19 protein-coding genes, 1 pseudogene and 1 other annotated feature are annotated in these 24,152 nt (G+C 37.8%); of the genes and pseudogenes, 5 read left to right on the forward strand and 15 right to left on the reverse strand.

The window, feature by feature from the left end; all coding sequences use genetic code 11:
• Positions 1-15: 15 nt before the first annotated feature.
• From ACVWM0_RS06885 to ACVWM0_RS06900, 4 genes and pseudogenes are all read right to left on the reverse strand, one after another.
• Positions 16-834: a MetQ/NlpA family ABC transporter substrate-binding protein gene (locus ACVWM0_RS06885; RefSeq protein WP_476471906.1), complete on the reverse strand. Its 819-nt coding sequence runs from the start codon at positions 832-834 to the stop codon at positions 16-18.
• A 20-nt stretch (positions 835-854) separates the two neighbouring features.
• A complete protein-coding gene (locus tag ACVWM0_RS06890; RefSeq protein WP_476471907.1) occupies positions 855-1,541 on the reverse strand; it encodes a methionine ABC transporter permease in 687 nt (228 codons plus the stop codon).
• Positions 1,534-2,565, reverse strand: a complete 1,032-nt coding sequence (locus ACVWM0_RS06895; protein WP_476471908.1) for a methionine ABC transporter ATP-binding protein — start codon at positions 2,563-2,565, stop codon at positions 1,534-1,536. The genes ACVWM0_RS06890 and ACVWM0_RS06895 overlap by 8 nt, the downstream gene beginning before the upstream one ends.
• A gap of 74 nt (positions 2,566-2,639) precedes the next feature.
• Positions 2,640-2,897: a binding site (T-box leader), on the reverse strand.
• 124 nt (positions 2,898-3,021) lie between these two features.
• A pseudogene (locus ACVWM0_RS06900) lies at positions 3,022-6,093 on the reverse strand (type I restriction endonuclease subunit R).
• Between the two features lie 81 nt (positions 6,094-6,174).
• Between ACVWM0_RS06900 and ACVWM0_RS06905 the strand changes: the two are divergent.
• Positions 6,175-6,753, forward strand: coding sequence for a restriction endonuclease subunit S (locus ACVWM0_RS06905; protein WP_476471909.1), 579 nt, complete (start codon positions 6,175-6,177; stop codon positions 6,751-6,753).
• Here the strand turns inward: ACVWM0_RS06905 and ACVWM0_RS06910 are convergent.
• From ACVWM0_RS06910 to ACVWM0_RS06920, 3 genes are all read right to left on the reverse strand, one after another.
• Positions 6,692-7,615 (reverse strand): site-specific integrase, encoded by a 924-nt coding sequence (locus ACVWM0_RS06910; RefSeq protein ID WP_476471910.1) that lies wholly within the window; start codon positions 7,613-7,615, stop codon positions 6,692-6,694. The two genes, ACVWM0_RS06905 and ACVWM0_RS06910, sit on opposite strands and share 62 nt — an antisense overlap.
• A 124-nt stretch (positions 7,616-7,739) precedes the next feature.
• On the reverse strand, positions 7,740-8,954 hold the full coding sequence (locus ACVWM0_RS06915; protein ID WP_476471911.1) for a restriction endonuclease subunit S: 1,215 nt from the start codon (positions 8,952-8,954) through the stop codon (positions 7,740-7,742).
• Complete coding sequence (locus tag ACVWM0_RS06920; protein ID WP_476471912.1) at positions 8,947-10,554, reverse strand: type I restriction-modification system subunit M; 1,608 nt, start codon at positions 10,552-10,554, stop codon at positions 8,947-8,949. Before ACVWM0_RS06920 ends, ACVWM0_RS06915 begins: the two co-directional genes overlap by 8 nt.
• A gap of 193 nt (positions 10,555-10,747) precedes the next feature.
• Here ACVWM0_RS06920 and deoC point away from each other — a divergent pair, with 193 nt between their 5' ends.
• Positions 10,748-11,386 (forward strand): deoxyribose-phosphate aldolase, encoded by a 639-nt coding sequence (gene deoC / locus ACVWM0_RS06925; RefSeq protein WP_476471913.1) that lies wholly within the window; start codon positions 10,748-10,750, stop codon positions 11,384-11,386.
• 44 nt (positions 11,387-11,430) lie between these two features.
• On the opposite strand, the gene ACVWM0_RS06930 is transcribed toward deoC, so the two are convergent.
• From ACVWM0_RS06930 to abc-f, 4 genes are all read right to left on the reverse strand, one after another.
• Entirely contained in the window at positions 11,431-11,691 is a 261-nt protein-coding gene (locus tag ACVWM0_RS06930) for a metal-sensitive transcriptional regulator (protein ID WP_476471914.1), read from the reverse strand.
• 34 nt (positions 11,692-11,725) lie between these two features.
• Entirely contained in the window at positions 11,726-13,360 is a 1,635-nt protein-coding gene (locus tag ACVWM0_RS06935; RefSeq protein WP_476471915.1) for an FAD-dependent oxidoreductase, read from the reverse strand.
• 2 nt (positions 13,361-13,362) lie between these two features.
• Complete coding sequence (locus ACVWM0_RS06940) at positions 13,363-13,671, reverse strand: rhodanese-like domain-containing protein (protein WP_476471916.1); 309 nt, start codon at positions 13,669-13,671, stop codon at positions 13,363-13,365.
• Positions 13,672-13,776: 105 nt separating this feature from the next.
• Positions 13,777-15,309, reverse strand: a complete 1,533-nt coding sequence (gene abc-f, locus ACVWM0_RS06945) for a ribosomal protection-like ABC-F family protein (RefSeq protein ID WP_476471917.1) — start codon at positions 15,307-15,309, stop codon at positions 13,777-13,779.
• A gap of 323 nt (positions 15,310-15,632) precedes the next feature.
• On the opposite strand from abc-f, the gene ACVWM0_RS06950 reads away from it, so the two are divergent.
• Together ACVWM0_RS06950 and ACVWM0_RS06955 are read left to right on the forward strand one after the other, a co-directional pair.
• Complete coding sequence (locus ACVWM0_RS06950) at positions 15,633-16,445, forward strand: NUDIX domain-containing protein (protein ID WP_476473684.1); 813 nt, start codon at positions 15,633-15,635, stop codon at positions 16,443-16,445.
• A gap of 25 nt (positions 16,446-16,470) precedes the next feature.
• Entirely contained in the window at positions 16,471-17,172 is a 702-nt protein-coding gene (locus ACVWM0_RS06955) for an alpha/beta fold hydrolase (RefSeq protein WP_476471918.1), read from the forward strand.
• A gap of 38 nt (positions 17,173-17,210) precedes the next feature.
• On the opposite strand, the gene ACVWM0_RS06960 is transcribed toward ACVWM0_RS06955, so the two are convergent.
• From ACVWM0_RS06960 to ppdK, 4 genes are all read right to left on the reverse strand, one after another.
• Entirely contained in the window at positions 17,211-18,875 is a 1,665-nt protein-coding gene (locus ACVWM0_RS06960) for a glycerol-3-phosphate dehydrogenase/oxidase (RefSeq protein WP_476471919.1), read from the reverse strand.
• A gap of 106 nt (positions 18,876-18,981) precedes the next feature.
• Positions 18,982-19,803: a pyruvate, water dikinase regulatory protein gene (locus tag ACVWM0_RS06965; protein WP_476471920.1), complete on the reverse strand. Its 822-nt coding sequence runs from the start codon at positions 19,801-19,803 to the stop codon at positions 18,982-18,984.
• The gene (locus tag ACVWM0_RS06970) at positions 19,803-20,426 is read right to left on the reverse strand and encodes a helix-turn-helix transcriptional regulator (RefSeq protein WP_476471921.1); all 624 of its coding nucleotides are present in this window, start codon (positions 20,424-20,426) and stop codon (positions 19,803-19,805) included. The genes ACVWM0_RS06965 and ACVWM0_RS06970 overlap by 1 nt, the downstream gene beginning before the upstream one ends.
• 19 nt (positions 20,427-20,445) lie before the next feature.
• On the reverse strand, positions 20,446-23,073 hold the full coding sequence (ppdK, locus tag ACVWM0_RS06975; RefSeq protein ID WP_476471922.1) for a pyruvate, phosphate dikinase: 2,628 nt from the start codon (positions 23,071-23,073) through the stop codon (positions 20,446-20,448).
• Positions 23,074-23,289: 216 nt separating this feature from the next.
• On the opposite strand from ppdK, the gene ACVWM0_RS06980 reads away from it, so the two are divergent.
• Positions 23,290-24,147 (forward strand): YitT family protein, encoded by an 858-nt coding sequence (locus ACVWM0_RS06980; protein ID WP_476471923.1) that lies wholly within the window; start codon positions 23,290-23,292, stop codon positions 24,145-24,147.
• The last annotated feature ends 5 nt before the right edge of the window (positions 24,148-24,152 follow it).

Genomic DNA, 24,152 nt, shown 5'->3' on the forward strand with positions numbered 1-24,152 from the left:
TCTTTCTTTTTTGCGTTATTTGACAACTGATATCGTGCCATTCCATTTATCATCAATGAATGCTTTCACGTCATCTGAATGTAGAGCTTCTACCAATGCTTTGATTTTTGGATCGTCCTTATCTTCTGAACGAACGGCAATAATATTAGCGTAAGGAGAGTTTTCTTTTTCAACGAGTACCCCATCTTTGTCAGGGTTCAAATCAATGCCTTCAGCGAAGTTTGCGTTGATTGCGACTAAATCCCCTTCATCGTTTTGGTACGTTGTTGTCATGATGGCTGGGTCAATGTCATATTTGAAGACTAAGTTCTTAGGATTTTTTTCGATGTCATCAAAGGTTGCTTGGGTTAGATCTGTGCCTTCTTTCACTGTGATCAACTCAGCATCTTGTAACATCGTAATCACGCGTCCCCAGTCCGTTTGAGAGTTGCTGACAAGTACCGTTGCTCCGTCTTTTAAGTCCTTCACGTCTTTCACGCTCTTAGAATACAAAGCCATTTTTTCTAAATGGATGGGACCTGCATTGGCAAAGTCATATTTTTTATCTGCCACTTCTTTATCAAAATAAGGCACATGTTGGAAATAGTTTGCGTCCAATTCTTTTTCCGCTAAGGCTTTGTTTGGTAACACGTAATCTTGGAAGACTTTGATTTCTAACTCATAGCCTTGTTCTTTTAGAATTGGCTTCACCTCTTCTAAAATTTCCGCGTGTGGCGTTGGTGACGCTCCTACCACGATGGTTTTATCGTCTTCTTCTTTTGAACCATTCCCGCATGCTGCTAAACCTAACCCCACTACTGCTAATAAACCGAATGTAAGTAATTTTTTCTTCATTTTTTCTTCCTCCTAGAATGTTATCGTTTATCTGTCACTTTCACCAAGACATCTCCCAGCCATTGGATGAAAAAGACAATGATTAATATTAAAATGGTCGCAACCATAATGATGGTATAGTTATTCCCCATAAAACCAGCTTGGTAAGCAAGGGCTCCCAACCCACCTGCACCAATCGCACCAGCCATGGCTGTAAAACCAATCATCGTAATTGTTGTTACCGTTAATCCTGAAATTAAAGCAGGTAAACTCTCAGGGATGAGTACCTTGTAAATCATTTGAAACTTCGTCGCTCCCATGGCTTCACTGGCTTCAAGAACGCCTTGATCCACTTCACGAAACGCAATATCCACAAGCCTTGCATAAAAAGGAGCGGCGGATATTACCAAAGCTGGTAATGCTGCCGTTGGTCCAAGCATGGTGCCAACAATGGCTTTTGTAATAGGAAACAATAAGATAATCAAGATAATAAAAGGCACAGAACGGAAGGTGTTACTAATCAATGACACCCCGTGGTACAACCCCTTTAATACCGGCTTATCGCTTTTGCCAAAGTAGAATAACATTAAACCAATCAGCAAGCCAATCAGTAACACAAACATCATAGAAACAAAGGTCATATACAATGTTTCTTTCGTTGCGACAACGAAGGCTTCTTTTTTCAAGCCTTCAAAATGAAAATAGGTTTCTAAAAATCCCTTATCCATATTGAATCACCTCTACTCCTACACCATATTTTTCAAAGAACACTAGACTCTCACTTAGCCAATTGCTTTCTCCTGTGACTTGAACCAACATGGAACCAAAAGAACTTTGGTTGGTTTGTCTAATGTCTGCTTGAAGGACGTTGATATCAATAGGATAGGTTCTAATGGCTTTGGTGATAACCGCCTCACTGGCTTTATCTCCTTCAAATATCAAACGAACCAACATCCCATCTGGGTAAGCATCTAACAGATATTGCACCGTTTCTTCACTGTCTTCTTGATGTGTCACCACGTCTTGACTGACGAAGGTTTGCGTCACCGTGTGTTGTGGGTTTTTAAAGACTGACAACACGTCTCCTGTTTCGATGATGCAACCATTTTCCATGACAGCGACACGGTGACAAATTTTACGAATCACATTCATTTCATGAGTGATTAGGATAATCGTTAGACCTAATTTGCGGTTAATATCTACTAATAACTCTAACACTTCATCTGTGGTCTGTGGATCTAGTGCACTTGTTGCTTCGTCGCACAGTAGAATCTCTGGATCAGAGGCTAAGGCTCTCGCAATCCCAACCCGTTGTTTTTGTCCTCCCGATAGTTCACTAGGATAGGCCTGCTCTTTCCCTTCAAGTCCCACTAATTTGATGAGTTCTTGTGCTTTCTTTTCTCTTGCAGCCTTTGGTAATTTTCCAAGTTCTAAGGGTAAAACAATATTATCCATCACTGTACGTGACCATAATAAGTTAAAGTGTTGGAAGATCATGCCCACTTTTTTACGGTAATCTCTTAAGGCACTGCCTTTGATTTTGGTAATGTCTTGTCCTTTGACGATCACTTCACCTGACGTGGGTTGTTCTAATTGATTCAATAGACGAATCATGGTACTTTTCCCAGCACCAGAGTAACCAATCATGCCGAATATTTCACCCTCACGGATGGTTAGATTGACATCATCTACAGCGGTGATGGTTTTATCTTTTTTTGTATAGGTCTTAGTAATATGTTTTAATTCAATCATCTCTGCCTTTGTCTCCTTTGCTTTATCAAAATAAAAAAAGCTTCCGTCCTTTATCTATTTTATCTCTAAAATAAACAAAGGACGAAAGCGTTGTTTCGTGTTACCACCTTAATTTATGATTGCTTCACAACAATCATCTCACCCAGTACGCAAGCTAACCTCTGCTTTGAATACTGTTGTCCGGTAACGGGAACTCCCGAAATAAGCTGACCACTGGGGCTGACCTATTTATGCCAAAAGACCATCTTCCATTTTCTTCCTGCTCCCCGTTCACACCAGCCGGAGTCTCTTTAAACTTTCCAAAAATGTACTCTTCTTTTCGTCGCATCTGTATTAACTTAAATGAATCTTAACAGAGTAAAAAATGATTGTCAATGATTTAAAACATAATTAGCAAAAAATAAAACACTCTTTCACTAAGCTAACCTTAGCGAGAGAGTGTTAGAGATACGACACTTACCTTCTTTCTAAAGGAAGAATTTCTCTTTCCATCACTGTTTCAAAATCATTTTTAACATTTCGCCAATATTTCAGACGACTGACAGGATTATCTGTACTTTCCTTATAACCTTGATAGTCAGAAGTGGCTTTCAGCTCACTTTCGCCACTTTGCTTTTCTTTACGCGGGTTATAATTATTGACCACATAGGACAGCTCTTCCTCATTGACATGCCATTTACTTGCTAAATCATTTATCTTGCTACTTTTTGTTTCTTGAATCATTTCTTCAAGCATATAAGACACGTTTTTATCTCTAAACTTTTCAGGCTCTGTCAAAATTTGATCCCACAGCTCTTTCACCAATCGCGCTAATTGGGTATTATTTTTCTCTAATTCCTCTAAATATTTATTGATTTCAGCTGTCGCTTTTTTGTCTTCTCTAGCAAACAACTCGTATTCATCATCACCACTAGGTATAAACGCCTGAATCAACATCAAAATGTATTCATAATTAATGTTGTCTGTCCTAATTGACTCTAATTCATAGGCAATATCAATGTCAATCTCTTCAGAATCTGGGCCTTCAGGGTCTATTTCCCTTGTTTTTAATTCTTCCAAAGCATTCTCATATTTCCCATTAAACTGCTCAATGTCATCTTGACTAATATTGAATTCTGTTCCCAATAATTCCGAATCATAATCACTGTAAACTTGAACCGCAGCAAATGTCGAGTCTACTCCCTGAAAGGCTTTGATAAATCTTTTGAGTTCTGCGGTACTTACTTGCTCTATATCAATAGCAGCAGGCTCAGAGATTACCTCTCTTAATATCTCTATCGCCTCAATGAACGCCGCCTTTGCCTCATCCCACTTAGGAGCAAGCACCTCATTTTCACCACCATTAGAATATAAAACAAGCGCTTCTTTCACTTTTTGTTCAAAGGTACACGGCGCTCTAAAAGTCACCACTTGTCCATATTTTTTATCTTTGTCAAATAACCGATTGGTTCGTGAAAACGCTTGGATTAAATCATGGGGTTTCATAGCCGGACGATCAATGAATAACGTAGATAAACACGGTGCATCAAATCCCGTTAACAAACGATCAACAACGATGACTAAATCCAGTTGTTCTGAGCGATTCTTATACTTATCTTTTTTTCTTGCTAATCGGTCATTGATGTTCCGATTATAAGCTCTTATTGTATCCATCCTAAATTGTGTTCCAAACATGGCATTGTAATGTTCCATGGCTTCTTTCATCTTCTCTTGATTGATAATCGATGCTTCTTCGTTCTCAGATATTGAATAGGTCATGGCTACTTTAGGAAAATCTGGTAAAACACGTTTCGTTGCCTCATCAATGTGAACCGTAGACTCACCGTCTTTTACTTTTTGAATCAACTCAAAGTACTTTTGTGCTTGAGCAATAGATGTTGTTGTTAATATGGCATTATACGTTTGCCCTTTTCCTTTGGTAAACCCTAATTTTTTTCTTGATTTATTGACAATCGAATGAATCACTTCTAACATATGCTCTTCTGTTTCATAGACTTTGTTAGGAAGATCTGCCTCTTTGTCCTCTAACGTCAAAGCCTCTTCATCCAAATCACCTGATGCATCTAATTGCCGAAGGACACTGTCTAGCTCTTCTTCAGAAAAAGTAGACTTATACTCTACTTGAAAACCTAGAACGGCTTTGTCATGAATGGCTTCTTTAACGGTGTACTCATGCAAGCACTCACCTTATTGCTGTGCCGTTGTTCTAGGTAAATCCCCTAGCACTTTTTTAGCATTTTCAGCAAAGATAGGTGTCCCTGTAAACCCGTACCACAGAGAACGGATAAAGAATTCTTGCATCTCTCTTTGTTTCCCTGGGCTCACAGCACGATGGCACTCATCCACAACAAAAGCAACCTTTAACTGTGTTAACTGATTGTATCGTTTGCTTCCTTCTTGGTCTGCAAATCGACGCATCACATGATTTAACTTTTGAATCGTTGTTATAATGACATTACGGTCATTAGATACTAATTTCTTGATTAAGTCATTGACATTATCCGTCTCATCAATATCAATCACGTCATTCTCAGCATAAGAGGTAAAAGAAGACGTTGTTTGTTGATCCAAATCAACCCTATCAACAATGAAAATAGTCTTTTGTAGAGAGGGTATTTGTAGTAAGTTCCGAGCTACTTTATAAGACGTCAGAGTTTTTCCTGAACCTGTCGTATGCCACACATAGCCTGATTGTTGTTTAGCAGATGCTTGTTTCACGGCTTCAATCGCGTGGATTTGATAAGGCCTAAGTAAGATTAGGGCTCTCTTATCATTATCAATCACCGTGTACTGCGTTACCATTTTATGAGCCATAGGAATCGATAAAACATCTTCAGTGAACGACAAATAATCTGTGACAGGCTGGTTATCAGGATCCACCCATTTCGTTAAGAACTGTTCATTCAATTTTGAATCTTGAGCTGTCGCGATATACCTTGTGTCAGTTCCGTTCGTCACGACAAACATCTGTAAGGACGAATATATTCCCGTAAATTTTCCTTCTCTTAAATATTTTTTTATTTGTCTAAAAGCGTCCATGTATGGATGCGATCTGTTTTTTAACTCAATATGAATCATAGGCAGTCCGTTAATAAGTAGCGTCACATCAAACCGACGATTCATATCCATTTCTATTTTCTTATTCGAACGGTATTGATTAATCACTTCGTAGGAAGAAATGCCTCCTGCCACATCTTGGCGATTAATGACACGTAACCGAATCGTACCTAATGACGCATCCTCACGCTGTACTTGAACTTTAGCTACACCATTTTCTCCAGCCAACCATTTAGCTGATTCATAGAAACTTGAAAAGCTTAACTGGTTTTTCACTTGATGAAACTCTTGTTCAGTCAAAGAAACCCCATTTAACACATCTTTATTATTATATTCTAACTTTTCTCGGACATTGTTCCATAAATCCTCTTCTGACCTCAAGTCTTCTCTGTAAGTCCATTGAGAATTTCCTGTAATCAACCGCTTGATTAAATTATCTTCCAATTCTTGCTCTGGCGTGAACTTTACCATGCATAATCCCCCACTTTTTAACCTTTTATGCTTTATTATATCATTAAATATTCACAAAAGATGCTGAATCTATCCTAATAATTGAACTGGAAAGCTTGGGAAGAGCGTAAGTTAGGTGATTATATCATTCAGTATAGTGAAAAAACTAAACAGAATAATCAATATCCTGTTTTCACCTCCTCTAGAAATGGATTGTTTTTTCAGAAGGATTACTATAAAGGGAATCAAATTGCATCCGAAGACAATACCGGATATAACATTGTTCCCAGGGGATACTTCACATATAGGCATATGTCAGATGATCTTGTTTTTAAATTTAATATAAACGATCTAGCTGATTATGGCATTGTTAGTACTTTATATCCTGTTTTCACCACAAATGAGCAATTAGACTCTAAATATTTACAGTATCAGTTGAACGAAGGATCTGAATTTAGACGTTTTTCTCTTTTGCAAAAACAAGGTGGTTCCAGAACATATATGTATTTAAATAAATTACAAAATATGATTTTAACGATCCCAAAATTAGAAGAGCAACAAAAAATAGGTTCATTCTTTAAACAGCTAGATGACACTATCGCTCTTCAAGAGCGACCATCTAAATACTTGATAAATATCGCATTATTTTGTCATTATCCTGATTTTCTAGCTCTTGTATAATATGTAAATAAATTTGTTGTGTAGTACTCATGTTAGCATGCCCTAATCTCCTAGCAACACTTGCTATTGATACACCCGCAAACAACAACAAAGACGCATGGGTATGACGCAATCCGTGAATGGAAATAATTGGAATATCGGCTTTCTTACAATGCCTTTCCAATCGTTGATTAACCGTTGAATTAAACACTCTGCCTTTGATAAAGAATGGATGTTCTTCAGGCAATCCTTCTATCATTTGAGCAAATTGCATATTCGTCTTCCAATCAAGCTGAACCACTCTCTTAGAAGCTTGATTCTTCGTTTCTTGAAAATAGCCAAGTCTATCTTTATAATTCCATGTTTTAGAAATCGTTAACGTTTGATACGCAAAATTAAAATCTTTTGGTGTCACGGCTAACGCCTCTGAAAAGCGCAAACCGGTCTTAGCAATCAACAAAATAAGCCAATCATAAGTCATCTCTTCCGTTAATTCCAGTTGACTTAGTAGCTTTTGTAAATCAAATTGGCTGATATATTTTATTTTCTTTCTACTCGGAGTCTTACCTTTCACTACAACCTTTCTAGTAGGATCTACAAGAATTAGTCTTTCATCAACCGCATCAACAATAGCTCCCTTTAATTGATGATGAAAATCCATTGTGGTTTGTTTTTCATGATTGATAGCATATTCATTTAATATCCGTTGGTACATCCGCCTATCTAATTCTTCCATTGTTGTATCAGGAGCAATCTCACGTAGCCGTTTCAAGGTCATTTTATACTTAGACAACGTTACCTCTCTCACAGCACCCACCTTATAAAGCTCAATCCATTCACGAAAATACTCATGAAACAAGGCATTCTTTCTTTCTGTTAACATAAAAAAACCTCCTATCATATTTCTTCCATTATGATAGGAGGTAACTATATAACTCAATTTTTAATCCTTGTTTTACTATTCTAATTTGTTAATCATGTATTACCTTGAGATATTATCCTCAAATTTAAACAAACATTTTTTGCAGAAAACTTTTTTTCATTGCTTTCAGTTCAGTTACTTCCCGCTCTTGAAGTGCGATAGTGTCGTCTAGTTGTTTGAAGAAGTTCCCTATTTTGGTTTGTTCTTCAACACTTGGAATTAAACATGGCGTTTCTTTAATTACCTTTAATCCTAAATTTTTAATTGTAGTACCTGTTAAACTACTCATAAAATATTTATAGACTTGATTAGTCTGTAACAAATAATAAACATATTCTTTACTATATTCACCTACAATTAAATAGGCAGTACTTTTTCCTAACATAATATTTTCACCGTTATATCTGGCTAGATTACCAATGGTTCCATTTATTGACATTAATATTGTGTTTTCATCCAGCAAATTATCATTTTTTGTTTTTTGTAATTCATCAACATACTTTGTTTCATCATTTACCAAAACACGTCCATCGACCAAATTGTTTCCATTAATGAATGGAACTAAACCATCTTCACGATACTTAGGAGTACCATGAATCCCATCGCCGACTTTAATTAGTCCATCCCCAAACGTACGCTGTTCCCAATCATCAGTAAATCCTTTGAAACGAATTTCAGGAACCTTTTCATCCTTTTTAGGAAACATTTTCTGTAAAAAGCCTTTTTTCTGCTCTTTAAGTAAATCTAACTTACGCTCTTGAAGAGCGATAGTGTCATCTAGCTGTTTAAAGAATGAACCTATTTTTTGTTGCTCTTCTAATTTTGGGATCGTTAAAATCATATTTTGTAATTTATTTAAATACATATATGTTCTGGAACCACCTTGTTTTTGCAAAAGAGAAAAACGTCTAAATTCAGATCCTTCGTTCAACTGATACTGTAAATATTTAGAGTCTAATTGCTCATTTGTGGTGAAAACAGGATATAAAGTACTAACAATGCCATAATCAGCTAGATCGTTTATATTAAATTTAAAAACAAGATCATCTGACATATGCCTATATGTGAAGTATCCCCTGGGAACAATGTTATATCCGGTATTGTCTTCGGATGCAATTTGATTCCCTTTATAGTAATCCTTCTGAAAAAACAATCCATTTCTAGAGGAGGTGAAAACAGGATATTGATTATTCTGTTTAGTTTTTTCACTATACTGAATGATATAATCACCTAACTTACGCTCTTCCCAATCGTTAGTAAATCCATTAAAACGTATGACTGGTGTTTCCTGTTTAGTCATGACTATCACCACGCTTTAGATAAGCTAATAAGTCATTCAACTCTTCTTGTGCTTCTGGTGTGGCTGCGACTAGGTCAGACATCATCTCTGTGAGAGCTGTTTTGGCTGTAGTAATGCTTGTCTGAACTTCTGTTAATTCTTTTGCAACATGGCTTAAAGAAATGGGCTCTTCTTCTTCAAAAGTATCAACATATCTAGGGATATTTAAGTTACAGTCATTGGCAACAATCTCATCAAATGTCGCAACAGAAGCGTATTTTTCGATTGCTTCCCGTTGATTGTAAGTCTCAATGATTCTATCGATATGACTCTCTTCTAATATGTTTTGATTTTTCTCTTTTTTAAATTCTTGAGAAGCATCAATGAATAAAATATCTTTTGTTTCCCTGTTTTTCTTCAAAATAATCACGGTAGTTGGGATACTTGTGTTAAAGAAAATATTAGCTGGTAAGCCAATCACTGTATCGATAGCCCCCATCTCTAAAAGAATTTTTCTTATTTTGCCTTCTGCGGCACCTCTAAATAAAACACCGTGAGGTAACACAATGGCCATAACGCCAGTGTCTTTTAAATGATAGTAACCGTGTAATAAAAAGGCAAAATCTGCTTTAGATTTTGGTGCGAGCACTCCGTACATAGCAAATCTTGGGTCATCTAAGAACCCTTTATCAGCGGTCCACTTAGCACTATATGGCGGATTCATTAGGACGGCATCAAAGTTCGTTGGCTCTTCTGTTGGCCAATCACTGTCCAGTGTATCACCGTTATTTAAATGTTGGTTAGCAACATCCACCCCATGTAGAATCATATTCATACGCGCTAAGTTATAGGTAGATGTGTTCAATTCTTGTCCAAAATAATTAACGGTTCCTGGTTCATTAGAATACTTCTTAACATTTAGTAGTAAGGAACCTGATCCCATGGCAGCATCGTACACACTAAATCCACGCTGATTTTCTTTTCCTTGTAAGACAATGCGTGTCATTAAAGTAGAGACGGCTTGTGGGGTATAGAATTCACCTGCTTTTTTACCAGAATCAGAGGCAAATTGTCCGATTAAGTATTCGTAGGCATCACCTAGGGTATCACCTTCATGGGCAATGTCTAAGCTATCTAATTCTTTCATAACAGCAGCAATCGTTTGATTTTGTTTTTGTGGTGTTGAGCCTAATTTTTTTGAATATAAATCCACATCTTCAAATAAATTTTCAAATAATTCACTGCTTTGCTCGATGTTTCTAAAGCCTTGAGCTAAGTCTTCTAATTGAAACCGCCCTTTTTGAATTTCTTTTACTAATGCAGTAAACGTTAATTCCGGCTCTAAAACATAGGAAAAATCATAGTTTAATTCTTTGATTAAGTCCTCTTTCAAATCAGCTTCTTGAAAAGCAGCTTCATAGACAGCTTGCGCCTCGCTTAAAGAGTGTACCTCTTCTTCTAACAGGTCTGCAGCATGATAAATCATTCTATCAGATAAATACTTATAAAAAACTAATCCTAATAAATAGTTTTTATAATCTGTGGCATCCATTTTTGAGCGCATAATGTCTGCACTGTTCCATAATGCTTGATAAAGCGTTGTTGACTGGTCAATTGACATAACTTCCCGACTCCCTCTATTTCCAATAGTAATAATTATAACATCTTGTTATATCTTAGCCCACTTTTCCTTAATAAACCATGATAATTCCTCTTATTTTTAAGGTTCTAACTTATCAAAGCCTTCAAAAAATGGTAGAATAGTTGTGTAGTATTAGCGTTTACAAATAATACACAATAGAAGGAGCTTTTTTATGAACTTAGCAAAATATGTTGATCACACTTTATTAAAGCCTGATGCAACAAGAGATCAAATCAAAACATTATGTGAGGAAGCAGCTAACTATGACTTCGCGTCAGTCTGTGTCAATCCTTACTGGGTAAGCTTCGCTAGTGAGTTACTACAAGGGGCAGAATCAAAAGTATGTACGGTTATTGGTTTTCCTTTAGGAGCTAGCACAACAGAAACAAAAGTATTCGAAACAAACAATGCCATTGACAATGGAGCTGGCGAAATTGATATGGTTATCAATATCGGAGCATTAAAAAATAAAGAGTATGACGTAGTCGAAGCAGACATTAAAGCTGTTGTTGACGCAAGTCATCCAAGAGCTTTAGTGAAAGTCATCATTGAAACTTGTCTATTAACAGACGAAGAAAAAGTAAAAGCGTGTGAGTTATCTGTCGCTGCTGGTGCTGAATTCGTTAAGACATCTACTGGTTTTTCAACAGGTGGCGCAACCTTTGAAGACGTGAAATTAATGAAAGACACTGTTGGAGATAAAGCCTTAGTTAAAGCTTCTGGTGGTGTTCGTTCAAAAGAAGACGCTCTAAAAATGATCGAAATGGGTGCTGACCGTTTAGGTACAAGTTCTGGCGCTAAATTAGTTTAAGACCAAAAAAACCACTTCCTATTTTACTAGAAAGTGGTTTTTCTTTATTTCTTGACGATTAAATCAATGGCTTCTTTGATTTTTTCGTCTTTTTCGTCTTCGCTCAAATGGTCTATGGCTAGACATTCTTTCAAGTTTTCAGCCACAATGACTCCAATAGCTCGGTCAATGCTTGATCGAATGGCAGACAGTTGAATGACCACATCACGACAACTTTTATCTTCTTCAAGCATCTTTAAGACCCCACGAATTTGGCCTTCTGAACGCTTCAGACGATTTTCAATTTTCTTTTGTGTTTCATCCATCTATTATGGCCTCCTAAAAAATCGATTGATTCAATTATCTATTAACAGACTTGTAAAGTAAATAAGAACCGTCTAAATTTTTCACCTTAAAGCCATGTTGTACTAACATTCTTTGAGCGATGTAGCTACGTTGCCCACTGTGACAGCTTAAAATAATTTCTTTTTCTTTTGGTAACTCGTCCATACGGCTTCTTAAATCGTTCAACGGAATGTTAACAAATCCATCAATGGTACCGCGTGCGTACTCTGTTTCTGTACGAACATCTAATAAATGAGCCCCTTCTTCTCTTAATCGTGGCAAGTCTGATAGTTGAACAACTTCAGAAACACCTTCCATTAAGTTCAGTGCGGCATAACCTACCATGTTGACAATGTCTTTTGCTGCGCCAAATGGTGGGGCATAAGTGAATTCTAATTCTGGTAAATCTTCCACCGTTAAGCCACCTTTAATCGCTGTGGCAATGATGTCAATGCGTTTATCAGCGCCATCTTGTCCCACTGCTTGCGCCCCATAAATTTCACCCGTTGTTGGGTTGAATAATAATTTCAAGAAGATCATGCTTGCTCCTGGGTAGTAGCCTGCATGGTTTTTACCATCCACATGAATGACTTTGTAATCATATTCTAACGTTTCTAATTGACGCTCTGTCAATCCTGTTGAAGCAATGGATTGGTTGAACACACGCACAATGGCTGTTCCTAAGCTACCACGGTTTTTACGAGGCATGCCTGCAATCACGTCGGCAACTTGACGACCTTGACGGTTAGCAGGTGATGCTAAGGCAATCATGGTATCGTCTCCTGTGATGATATGCTTAACAATGATAGCATCTCCAATAGCATAGATATCCTTCACTGATGTTTCGTAGTTCTCATCAACTAAGATACCCCCACGCATACCTAGGTCAATCTTAGCTGTTTCTGCTAGGCCGCTTTCAGGACGTACCCCAACTGACATGATGACTAAATCAGTATCAATTGTAGAACCATCATTTAATACGACTGTTTTTCCTTCGTTTCTTAGTTCTGTCATGCCTTTTTCAGTTAAAACAGTAACGTTGTTGTCTTCTAGTTCATTTGAAATGAATGAAGCCATTTCTGCATCAACGGTTGGTAACACGTGACTAGCCATTTCTACCACAGTCACATCTAATCCACGTAATACTAAGTTCTCAGCCATCTCTAAACCAATAAACCCAGCACCAACAACGACTGCTTTTTTCACGTCTTTGTTTTCTAAGGCTGTCATAATTTTGTCAACGTCAGGAACATTGCGTAATGTAAAGACATTTTGTGCCTCTTCTAATCCTTGAACAGGAGGAACAAAGGGTTTAGCTCCTGGTGATAAGACTAAATTATCATACTCTAGTTCATAGTTTTCGTCATTGCTGACAATGGTTACTTTTTTGTTGTCTTTATCAATCGTCGTCACTTCACTATTCACACGAACGTCTAAATTGAAGCGTGCTTTTAATTTTTCAGGTGTTTGAACTAACAAATCATCTCTGTTAGAAATTTCCCCTGAGACAAAATAAGGTAACCCACAGTTCGCAAAAGAAACGTATGGTCCTTTTTCTACAATAACAATCTCCATGTTTTCATCTAATCTTCTTAATCTTGTTGCTGCTGACATACCGCCTGCAACGCCACCTACTATAACTGTTCTCATCCCTATTTCCCCACTTTCACTTTGCCTGGCCACATCATCATGCCGCCTTGAATGTTTACTGCGTCAATGCCTTGGTCAATTAATGCTTGAGCCGCACGTTTACTGCGAGCGCCTGACTGACAAATCACATAGACTTTATCTTTTTTTGCTTTATATTGTTGAATGCGATCTAAAGGCACATTTTTTGCTTTAGCAATGTGTCCTTGTTGAAACTCCATTGGGCTACGTACATCAATCAGCTCAATGGGTTGCGTTAATAAATTCTCTAATTCCATTGCGGAAATACTTGGTGTTTTCTTAAATAAAAACATATATCGTCCTCCATACAAGTAATGTGTTGATAGGTATAATATACCCCCTACCCTATTTTAAAGAAAGTTATATGCTCAAAAAAAGAGAAGAAATATTTCTCCTCTTTATTTTAACGCCTGAAGGACTTGATTTAGAGCGTATTCCAGCTCTTCTTTTTTATGATTATCTGTTTCTACGGATAATTCAGAAAGTAAACTTGTCTTCCTCATCTCTAGCACTAATCGATCTTGATTGGCTGTGGATGCCATCTGTTCCTCTTCTGGTGCTATCAGGCGGTGCCCTTTTATTTCTATCACCTTATTAGCCACGTTTTGAATAAAGGCTTGATCATGACTGACAAACAAAAGGGTGCCTTGATAACTTCTAAGCGCGTGTTCTAAGGCTAACAAAGAGTCTAAATCTAAATGATTCGTGGGTTCGTCCAAAATAAGCACATTGTTATCACTTAAAATAAGTTTAGCTAAAGCAACTTTGGTCTTCTCACCCCCGCTTAACACCTGTAGAGGTTTCATCATGTCTTCCCCTTTAATCAAAAGATGAGCCAATAAATCACGGGTATCTTGTGGTGAATAAAGAGAAGTGGATTGGACATTATCAAACACAGTGTCTTCTTCCTCTGGTTGTTCAAAGGATTGACTATAATACCCTAATGTCGCTTTTTTTGCACGGTCAATCATAGGATGCCCTTCTAATATGGCTTTAAGCAATGTGGTTTTCCCACTGCCATTAGGGCCAATAAGGGCCACATGGTCCCCAGGACAAATAGTAAAGCCACCACCTTTAATTAAAGGTTTCTTTCCAACCTTTAGCTGCAGGTCACTCGCTGTGATGACTGTTTTACGGTGAATCACTTGACTGTCACCAAAAGGAATATAAATCGGGGCTTCTTTCCTCTGTTCTTGTACTACGGCCATTTTTTCTAGTCTGGTTTCCATAGCTGTAATCTGTTTATTCAACGCCTTTTTAGCGGTTTGTCCCTTGCCTCTTTTATGTAAACGGGCTTCTGAATTCCCCATACGTGAGGGGGCTTTTTTGATGTTATGACTTTTACCTCTTAAGGTATCCACAGCTTCCTCTAAACTCGCCTTTTCCCGTTGGTAATTCTCATAGTGGCGTTGATGCTCTCTTTCTTCGATACCTTTTTGTTCCAAATAGGTATCGTAATTCCCTTCATATAAACGCACGTTTCCATCTTTAATTTCAATGATATGGTCACATACTTCATTTAAAAAATGACGATCATGAGACACAATCATAACTAGTCCTTGATAGCGTTGCAGTTGATGCAACAAATACTCCCTACCTGGTTGATCCAAGTGGTTCGTTGGCTCATCTGCTAATAACGTCTCCCCTAAACTAGTCATGCTTTCTCTGATTTTTATTTTCGTTTGCTCTCCGCCACTTTTCACGCTTGTCTCATCCAACAGTTGTGTAATCATGGTCGCTGTTCCATCGAGGTGAATCTGACCTTCATCGTACGCTTGTGTTCCAGCAATCATGTTAAGAAACGTGGTCTTACCGCTTCCATTGCTCCCCACAATCCCTACGCGTTGATTCCCTGATAATGAAAGAGTCGGAATATCCAGTAATAATCGACTCCCTATGTATTTCTTTACTTGTTTCATGTGCAATGACATAAAAAAACATCCTTCCGTTGCCGGTAGGACGAGGGTATTTTCTATACGTGAATAAGACAAAGTAACCCCCTCAAAAAGGGCGTATTACATTTGTTCTTCTATGGTATAGGTAAAAATGGGCACACTCATCCACTAGCATTTTTTAGTATTAAAAAATTAGTTAGCGAATTCTGTCCACATAGTCTACGTACCTATACCTTTCTTTAAGTTAGACATATCTTAACAAATCTTCCCTTTATTAGCAAGTTTAACTTTTTAAGATGACAATTTTTGGATAAAATGATAATCTAGGGTGTGTGATTAAACAAGAAGGAGCGTTACTAGTGACTGCATTTGAATCCAAAAAACAAGAACAATTATTTTATACTACCCAAGCAACCGAAACAGAATACCTTGCTTGGTATAAGCAACAGCATTTCCCTAGTCATGAAATGCCTTCTGTAACAGTGGATATTGTCCTATTTTGTTACAATAGACAAGACGATGACTTTAAATTATTACTAATTAAACGTAATACCCATCCTTATCAAAATTCTTGGGCATTACCAGGTGGGTTTGTGAGACGGGGCGAAGCGACCTCTGAAAGCTGTATTAGAGAAACAATGGAAGAAACCAATGTCTCTATCACGCGTCAAAACATTGAGCAACTCCATACCTTTAGTACCCCTGATCGTGACCCTCGTGGTTGGGTCATGACGGTGAGTTATTTGGCCTTTATTGGGGAAGAACCTATCAAAGCCGGGGACCAAGCCTCAGAAGCGTCATGGTTTTCACTCAGTCGAGACGGGGACACTATTTCTTTAACTAACCCTAACGAAGAGAACATCACCCTTAACTTAACAACGGGAGAATCCTTAGGGCAAGAAACCTTAGCCTTTGACCATTCAGATATCATCATCAAAGCCTTTGACCGCATTCAACACAAGATGTATCATGAACCTAAAGTATTGCACGTATTAGGAGATGAGTTTACGATCACTGAAGCACGCAAAGTCTTTGCGAAGTTTTTAGGTGTAGACTATAAAGACATTGACCATTCTAACTTCAAAAAAGCCATGCTGCCTCATTTTAATGAGATTGGTGAAAAAGCAATCGGTGTTGGACGACCTTCAAAGATTTACGAAATGAAAGAGTAACGAGTAACTGAAAGTAGGGATTGTGATGGAAAAATTGTTGTCAACAAGAGATGGCTCTCATATTTATTACCGAGTTGTCGGTCAAGGAGAACCCTTACTGTTCATTCATGGTAACAGTGGCTCTTCTCGTTATTTTAAACGACAGCTCGCTTTTTTTTCTAAACAGTTTAAAGTCATTTTAATGGACACTAGAGACCATGGGCATTCTTCTAATGCTTCTGATCAATTAACCTTTGAACAAATTTGTCAGGATATTCGGGAAATACTAGAGAATGAAGGACTTAAAAAGGTATCGATTGTAGGATTTAGCGACGGGGCTAACATTGCTTTAACCTACGCCAATCGCTACCAAGATTCTGTAGAGAAATTAGTCCTAGCTTCTCCAAACGTTCGCTTTAAACAATTAAAAAAAGCACAACAATGGAGTTCACATTCTATTTTCTTTGTGACCAAGTACTTACTTGGTTTAAGAAAAAAAAGCCGAGTGATTCGTTTAGCGATGAAGGACTTACCCATTGATAAGGAAGATTACTCTAAGTTGGAGCGACCTGTGTTATGTTTTATCGGGGATCACGACATTGTAACGCCTGAATCTATGAAAGCATTCATCTCTGAATTACCTCATGCCACCCTGGATGTCATTAAGCATTGTGGTCACTCTATTCCTAAATTACGACCGACTTATTTCAACCAACAAACCTATCGTTTTTTAACTCAATCGGTATAAAAAAGAGGCTTCTCCCTAAATAGGAGAGCCTCTTTTTCTTATGAATAATCGTATTCTGTGTGACGTTTAATTTCAGTGTAAACCTCTTCACGAATCTTATCTACCTTATCTGATTCCCACTCATAGTAATCCGCCATGGTTTCAATGACCTCTTCTTTTATCGCCTGACAGGTTTCTATGTCAAATAACATAAAACCAGTACGACGTAATAAGAAGTCAATAGGATGTTGTGCCATCTCATGCTCTAAGGCATAACGTAACATAGCGTAGATACCGTCTGGTAAGCCTGTATCGTTTTCCTCCTTGAGATATGGGTACACCGTTAGCACATTAGCGCCGTATAATTTAATGAGGTAATAAGCTTGCTCGGTTGTGAGTCCATATTCCATTAAACCGATTCTAAGCGCCTCTCTTTCAAATACTTCAAACCCTTCACTTCCACCAACTTCACCACCTGAAAGGGGTAAGTCTGCTGTTTGACATTGTTTGTATACATAGCCTTCTTCATGTGCTACTAAGTCCTTCAAGACTTGATTAACAATCTGTTCAGCCATCTTACGGTAGCCCGTTAACTTACCTCCAGCAATGGAATACAATCCTTTATCTGAATGAAATATCTCATCCCGTCGAGAAATTTCTGAAGGATTCTTGCCTTCTTCATGAATAAGTGGTCTAACCCCAGCCCATGCTGATTCTACGTCAGAAAAAGCAAGAGGCGTGATATCAAACATTTGGTTGACCCCTTCAATGATATACGTTACATCTTCTCTTAATACTTTAGGTTCTTCTGGGTTCTTATCATAAAACGTATCCGTTGTACCAATGTAAACTTTTCCAGCACGTGGAATCGCAAACATCATACGGCCATCATGATAAGGTGTGTCAAAATAGATCGAATTATCAATAGGAAACTTACTTTGATCGACTACAACATGGACGCCCTTTGTTAAGTGGAGGTGCTTGCCTTTATTAGAATGATCCATCTCTCTAATATGGTCTACCCAAGGTCCTGCCGCGTTGATGACACGTTTAGCATAAATAGGATACTCCTGTTCGTTCAAGGTATCCCACACACGAACCCCTATGATCTGTCCTGTTTCAGCTGCGTATAATAATTTGACTACTTTCGTATAATTGGCAATATATGCCCCTAATTCGCTCGCTTTTTTCATGGTCTCTAAGGTTAATCGACTATCATCTGTTCTATACTCAACGTAGACACCCGTTCCTTTTAGTCCCTCTCTTTTTAAGAAAGGTTCTTTTAGAATCGATTCTTCTTTATTCAACATATATTTACGTTCTTCTTTTTTTACTCTCGCTAGACGGTCATAAATGTCTAAACCAATACCCGTGGTAAAGGAATTAAATGTCCCTTCACTATAGAAAGGTAGCATCATTTTTAGTGGCGTCGTCACATGAGGCGCGTTTTCGTAAACAATGGCACGCTCTTGCCCGACTTCAGCGACTGTCTTCACATCAAATTGAGCTAAGTAACGCAACCCACCGTGAACGAGCTTTGTGGAACGACTAGATGTCCCTGAGGCAAAGTCCCGCATCTCAACTAACCCGACTTCTAAGCCACGGGTCACAGCGTCTAACGCAATCCCCGCACCTGTTATCCCGCCACCAATCACTAAGATATCTAATTCATGGTGAGACATATACTCTAAGTTTTGCACTCTTGTTTCATTAGAAAAAACCATTTTGTTTCCTCCTTCATAGATAACATACCTTTATTTTATCATATTTTGACTTTTTGGCCTATTAAACAGACACAAAAAGCCTGATAATCGCTATCAGGCTTTTCTTTTACAAACTTTTGATATGTTCTTCAATTAATTGTGCAGATTCTTCAATGGATTTGTTTTCTACATTAATGATGGTTGCTCCTAATTGTTCGTACAATTCATGGGCATATTTTAATTCTTCTTTGATACGGCTTAGAGAAACATAAGAAGAACTTCCTTTAAGGCCCAATGATGACAACCGTGATTCTCTGACTTTCATAATATAATGAGGGTCTGCTGTTAAGCCGATGACACGAGAACCATCCACTTGGAATAGCTCTTTAGGTACTGGAACTTCTGGTATTAAGGGCAAGTTAGACACTTTAAATGACTTGTTTGCTAAGTACATACTTAAAGGGGTCTTAGAGGTACGAGACACACCTAAAATCACAATGTCCGACTTAATAAAACCTTTAGGGTCTTTCCCATCATCGTATCTTACCGAAAATTCGATGGCTTCCACTCGGTTAAAGTAATCTTGATCCAAGTGATACAATGAGCCACTCTCATAACTAGGTTGCTGAGAGGTTTGCTTTGAAATGATATTGATCAAAGGAGACATATAATCCACATGATCAAGTCCTGTTTCACTTGCAAAAGCATGGCATCTGTTGTTTAATTCTTGGCTTACAAGAGTTGTAATAACAACCGCTTGTTCTCTTAACGCATCGTTTAAGATACTATCCAACACTTCTTTAGAGTCCACAAAGGGAAACTTTTTCATTTCATATTTTTCTAATTCTGGGAATTGTGCTAACACAGCATTTATCATGCGCTGAGCTGTCTCCCCGATAGAATCTGAGATGACAAATAATTTTAATTGGGTTTTCTTTGATGTTTCCACTACTCTGTTTCTCCTCCTAGTTTGACAAAATGAGTCATTATTTGTGTCTTCGTAATCTTTCCAATCACTTGTTTGGACCCTCTTTTTTCAACAACTGGTAAAGAGTCCACCTCATGTTTGACTAATAAATGCCCAGCTTCCAAAATAGTCATCTCTGGATACGCTGCGACTAAATTAGGCATGCGTGTCATAATAATAGCCACTGGTAAGGTGGTATCTGGATTAGAAATCAAACTTCGAAGCAAATCTTTTCGGGAAACGAGCCCCATCAACTCTTTTGTTTCTTTATCAATCACATACAGTGACCCACAGTCATACATAAACAGAGACGTCGTTGCATCTAGTAAACTCGTTTCAGGATAAACCATAACAGGGGATGACATAAAGTCCTCGACTTTACCATCAAACATCTGTTCTTTCAAAAGCGGCTTAAAACTGAGACCAGAATAAATATAGCCTACTTTAGGTCTGGCATCTAGTATTCCAGTCATTGTTAGCACAGCTAAATCGCTGCGCAGTGTCGGCTTAGTTAAGCCTAACTGCTCAGCAATTTTATCGCCACTAATGGGTTCATTATCTTTAACAATATCAATTATTTTCTTTTGGCGCTCAGATAATTCCATCTATTTTCCTCATTTTAAGTTATTGATTCTTTTTAATCGTACTTTGGGCAGCAGCAAGGTACGCGATTGGTACTCTAAACGGTGAACATGACACGTAGTCTAATCCTAAGCCATCAAAGAATTCAATGGATCTTGGGTCGCCTCCTAATTCACCACATACCCCAATTTTAATCTCAGGGTTCACCTCACGGGCTTTACTTACAGCGATTTCCATTAAGCGTCCCACACCTTCAATATCAATGGTTTGGAAAGGATCCACTGGTAATACACCGTTCTCAACATAGTGGCCAATAAATTTAGCCGCATCGTCACGTGAGAAACCGTAAGCCATTTGAGTTAAGTCATTCGTACCAAAACTAAAGAAATCTGCTTTCACTGCTAATTGGTCTGCAATAAAACAAGCTCTTGGAATTTCAATCATTGTTCCAATGGTATAGAAAATATCCACTTGTTCTTCTTTGATAATAGCATCTAGGTTTTCTTTTAAGCTATCTCTTAAGGTTCTTAATTCTGCTTCCATTCCTACTAATGGTATCATAATCTCTGGTTGTACGTCTAACCCTTGTTCTTTTTTCAGACGGATGGCACTGCGAATAATTGCCTCACCTTGCATCAAGTATAATTCTGGGTAAGTCATTGCTAAACGACAACCACGGTGACCTAACATTGGGTTAATTTCATGTAATTCATTCACACGACGTTTTAAGTCCGTCACAGGAACTTCAATATCTTCTGCCACACGAATAATGTCCCCTTCGTTCATTGGTAAGAATTCATGCAATGGTGGGTCAAGTAGACGAACCACGGCAGAACGATCTTCCGCTGTTTTAAAGATATCATAAAAATCTTGTACTTGGTACTCTAAAATAACATTAAGAGCTGCTTGACGTCCGTCAAAATCTTCTGAAAGAATAAAACGACGCATTTCTTTTAGACGTTCTGGGGCAAAGAACATATGCTCTGTTCTAACTAAACCAATACCTGTTGCATCAAAATCAAATCCTGTTTTAATATCTGGAATGGTTTCAGCATTCATTCGAACGCCCATACGTGATTCTGCTTTTGCCCAGCTTAAGATTGTTTCAAAATCGGCATTTTTCTCCGAATTCTTCACATCAATCGCGCCTAGGTAAATATTACCATTGGTGCCATCCACAGAAATCGTGTCACCTTCTGTCAATACCCCACCAGGGTAAGTAACCGTACGTAATTCTTCGTTAATATCTAATTCATTACAGCCAGCCACACAACAGGTTCCCATACCACGAGCAACCACTGCAGCATGAGACGTCATACCGCCACGACTTGTTACAATCGCTTCACTGGCAATCATGCCTTCAATGTCTTCTGGAGATGTTTCTTGTCTTACTAAAATAACTCGCTCCCCTTTTTGAGCCAATTCTTTAGCAGATGCTGCGTCAAAACAAATTTTACCTGTAGCAGAACCAGGACTCGCTGGTAAGCCAACACCTGAAACAAGAACAGCTTGTTCCAATGCTTCTTGTACAAAGACAGGGTGCAATAATTGATTGATTGAATCTGGATCAATCATCATAATGGCTTGTTGTTTCGTAATTAAGCCTTCTTGCTCTAATTCCACAGCAATTCTTACAGCCGCTTGAGCTGTTCTTTTACCATTACGTGTTTGTAATAAGTACAGCTTGCCTTTATCAATTGTAAATTCGATGTCTTGCATATCCCCATAATGTTTTTCTAAACTTTGAGCCATGTCTGTAAATTGTTGGTATACTTCTGGCATTTTGTCTGCAAGAGTTTGGATCTCTTGAGGGGTTCTAATTCCTGCTACAACATCTTCCCCTTGTGCATTAATTAAGTATTCACCGTATAATTTGTGTTCCCCAGTTGATGGGTTACGAGTAAAGGCAACCCCTGTGCCACTCTCTTCCCCGCTGTTACCAAAGACCATTAATTGAATGTTCACGGCTGTCCCTAAATCATCGGCAATGTCATGTAATTCGCGGTAAATTATCGCACGGTCATTGTCCCAAGATTTGAAGACTGCTTCCACAGCTTCCAGTAATTGTGCTTGCGGGTCTTGTGGGAAAGGTTTATTTAATACTTCTATATAAATGTTTTTAAATTCTTCTACAATGTTTTTTAAATCATCTTCCGTTAAATCACTGTCCAATTCAACGCCTTGTTTTTGTTTGTAGTAAGACAAATAGTTTTCAAATTTTTGACCGCTAATGCCATATACCACATCTCCAAACATTTGCAATAATCGACGGTAACAGTCATAGGCAAACGTTCCATTTCCTGTTTCAGCCTTTAAGTACTCAACGTTCACGTCATTAAGTCCTAAGTTAAGAATCGTATCCATCATCCCTGGCATTGAGAATTTCGATCCACTTCTGACAGATAATAGCATTAAGTTTTGTTTAGAATTAAATTCTTTGCCACTTTCTTTTTCTAACTGTTGTAAATGTTGTGCCATCTCATCCAATGTTGTGGCTTGCAATTGGCACCCGTTTTTTAAATATGTCATACACGTTTCAGTTGTAATGGTAAATCCGCCTGGAACTGGTAAACCTAAACGAGTCATCTCTGCCAAGTTCGCTCCTTTTCCACCTAATAAATCTCTCATTGTCGCGTTACCTTCTTTAAAACTGTACACATGTTTAGTCATTATGTTACCTCCGATTAGTTTTATATCATCTGATTTACATTATATAGCACACATCATACAATTGCAATAAGACGTACTATATAATTATATAAAGTTTTATTAAGGGATTAGAACCTACCAATAAGACCTAAAAAAACTTCCCTCTTTTTCTCTGTGATTTCCTATTGATTATACGCCCTAAATCGTTTAAGATGGCTAAATGAAGGAGATATGAAAATGAACAAACTAAAAAAAAAATTCGGCGCTAAAACGGTAGAAACCTTACTTATTGTTATAGGTACACTACTTATCGCTGTGGGTTTTAACACCATGTTATTACCTAATAAAATCGTGTCTGGCGGGATTAACGGTCTAACAATCATCCTGTATGAAAAATTCCAACTACCACCAAGCGCTGTTTTATTCGCAACTAATATTGTCTTATTAATTTTATGCTACATCTTATTAGGTAAAAAATCATTTATGAAAAGTTTATTGGGAAGCTTATTAGTACCATTTTTTGTGTCGTTATTAAGTCATCTTGGCACTGCCACAAAAGAGCCCATGTTAGCAGCTATATTTGGCGGGTTAATTGTGGGATTTGGTATTGGTCTGGTTTTCTTAGGAGATGGATCCACTGGAGGAACCACCCTAATTGCCCTAATCATCCATAAATACACTGGACTAAAAGTAGGGATTTTATTAGGAATCTGTGACAGTTTGGTCTTATTATCAGCCCTATTTGTCTTTAATTTACAAACCGTTTTGTATGCACTTATTGCGTTATTCTTAACAAGTAAAATGGTTGATTTTGTCCAAGTTGGTCCAATACAATCAAAACAATTGCTTGTCATTACAGAAAAAGAGGAATCCATTCGTCAATTATTTTTAAAACAATTTCAGCAAGGTGTTACCTTTGTTCCAATTGAAGGTGGGTATGAACTTGCTCAACATAAAATGTTAATGGCTGTCATTCCAGACACTCAATTTTTGTCCATTAAACAAAACATCCTATCCATTGATCCACAAGCCTTTATTATTACAACAGATATTAATGAAGTCCTTGGCAAAAATTATTGCGAAGCTTCTCGCTAAGAGAA

The sequence above is a fragment of the Vagococcus sp. 211 genome (assembly GCF_056322705.1).

Excerpts from the sequence above, each read along its gene's own strand:
- ACVWM0_RS06885 (WP_476471906.1), bottom strand. The coding sequence starts at position 834 with ATGAAGAAAAAATTACTTACATTCGGTTTATTAGCAGTAGTGGGGTTA.
- ACVWM0_RS06890 (WP_476471907.1), bottom strand. The coding sequence starts at position 1,541 with ATGGATAAGGGATTTTTAGAAACCTATTTTCATTTTGAAGGCTTGAAA.
- ACVWM0_RS06895 (WP_476471908.1), bottom strand. The coding sequence starts at position 2,565 with ATGATTGAATTAAAACATATTACTAAGACCTATACAAAAAAAGATAAA.
- ACVWM0_RS06910 (WP_476471910.1), bottom strand. The coding sequence starts at position 7,615 with ATGTTAACAGAAAGAAAGAATGCCTTGTTTCATGAGTATTTTCGTGAA.
- ACVWM0_RS06915 (WP_476471911.1), bottom strand. The coding sequence starts at position 8,954 with ATGACTAAACAGGAAACACCAGTCATACGTTTTAATGGATTTACTAAC.
- ACVWM0_RS06920 (WP_476471912.1), bottom strand. The coding sequence starts at position 10,554 with ATGTCAATTGACCAGTCAACAACGCTTTATCAAGCATTATGGAACAGT.
- deoC (WP_476471913.1), top strand. The coding sequence starts at position 10,748 with ATGAACTTAGCAAAATATGTTGATCACACTTTATTAAAGCCTGATGCA.
- ACVWM0_RS06930 (WP_476471914.1), bottom strand. The coding sequence starts at position 11,691 with ATGGATGAAACACAAAAGAAAATTGAAAATCGTCTGAAGCGTTCAGAA.
- ACVWM0_RS06935 (WP_476471915.1), bottom strand. The coding sequence starts at position 13,360 with ATGAGAACAGTTATAGTAGGTGGCGTTGCAGGCGGTATGTCAGCAGCA.
- ACVWM0_RS06940 (WP_476471916.1), bottom strand. The coding sequence starts at position 13,671 with ATGTTTTTATTTAAGAAAACACCAAGTATTTCCGCAATGGAATTAGAG.
- abc-f (WP_476471917.1), bottom strand. The coding sequence starts at position 15,309 with ATGTCATTGCACATGAAACAAGTAAAGAAATACATAGGGAGTCGATTA.
- ACVWM0_RS06955 (WP_476471918.1), top strand. The coding sequence starts at position 16,471 with ATGGAAAAATTGTTGTCAACAAGAGATGGCTCTCATATTTATTACCGA.
- ACVWM0_RS06960 (WP_476471919.1), bottom strand. The coding sequence starts at position 18,875 with ATGGTTTTTTCTAATGAAACAAGAGTGCAAAACTTAGAGTATATGTCT.
- ACVWM0_RS06970 (WP_476471921.1), bottom strand. The coding sequence starts at position 20,426 with ATGGAATTATCTGAGCGCCAAAAGAAAATAATTGATATTGTTAAAGAT.
- ppdK (WP_476471922.1), bottom strand. The coding sequence starts at position 23,073 with ATGACTAAACATGTGTACAGTTTTAAAGAAGGTAACGCGACAATGAGA.
- ACVWM0_RS06980 (WP_476471923.1), top strand. The coding sequence starts at position 23,290 with ATGAACAAACTAAAAAAAAAATTCGGCGCTAAAACGGTAGAAACCTTA.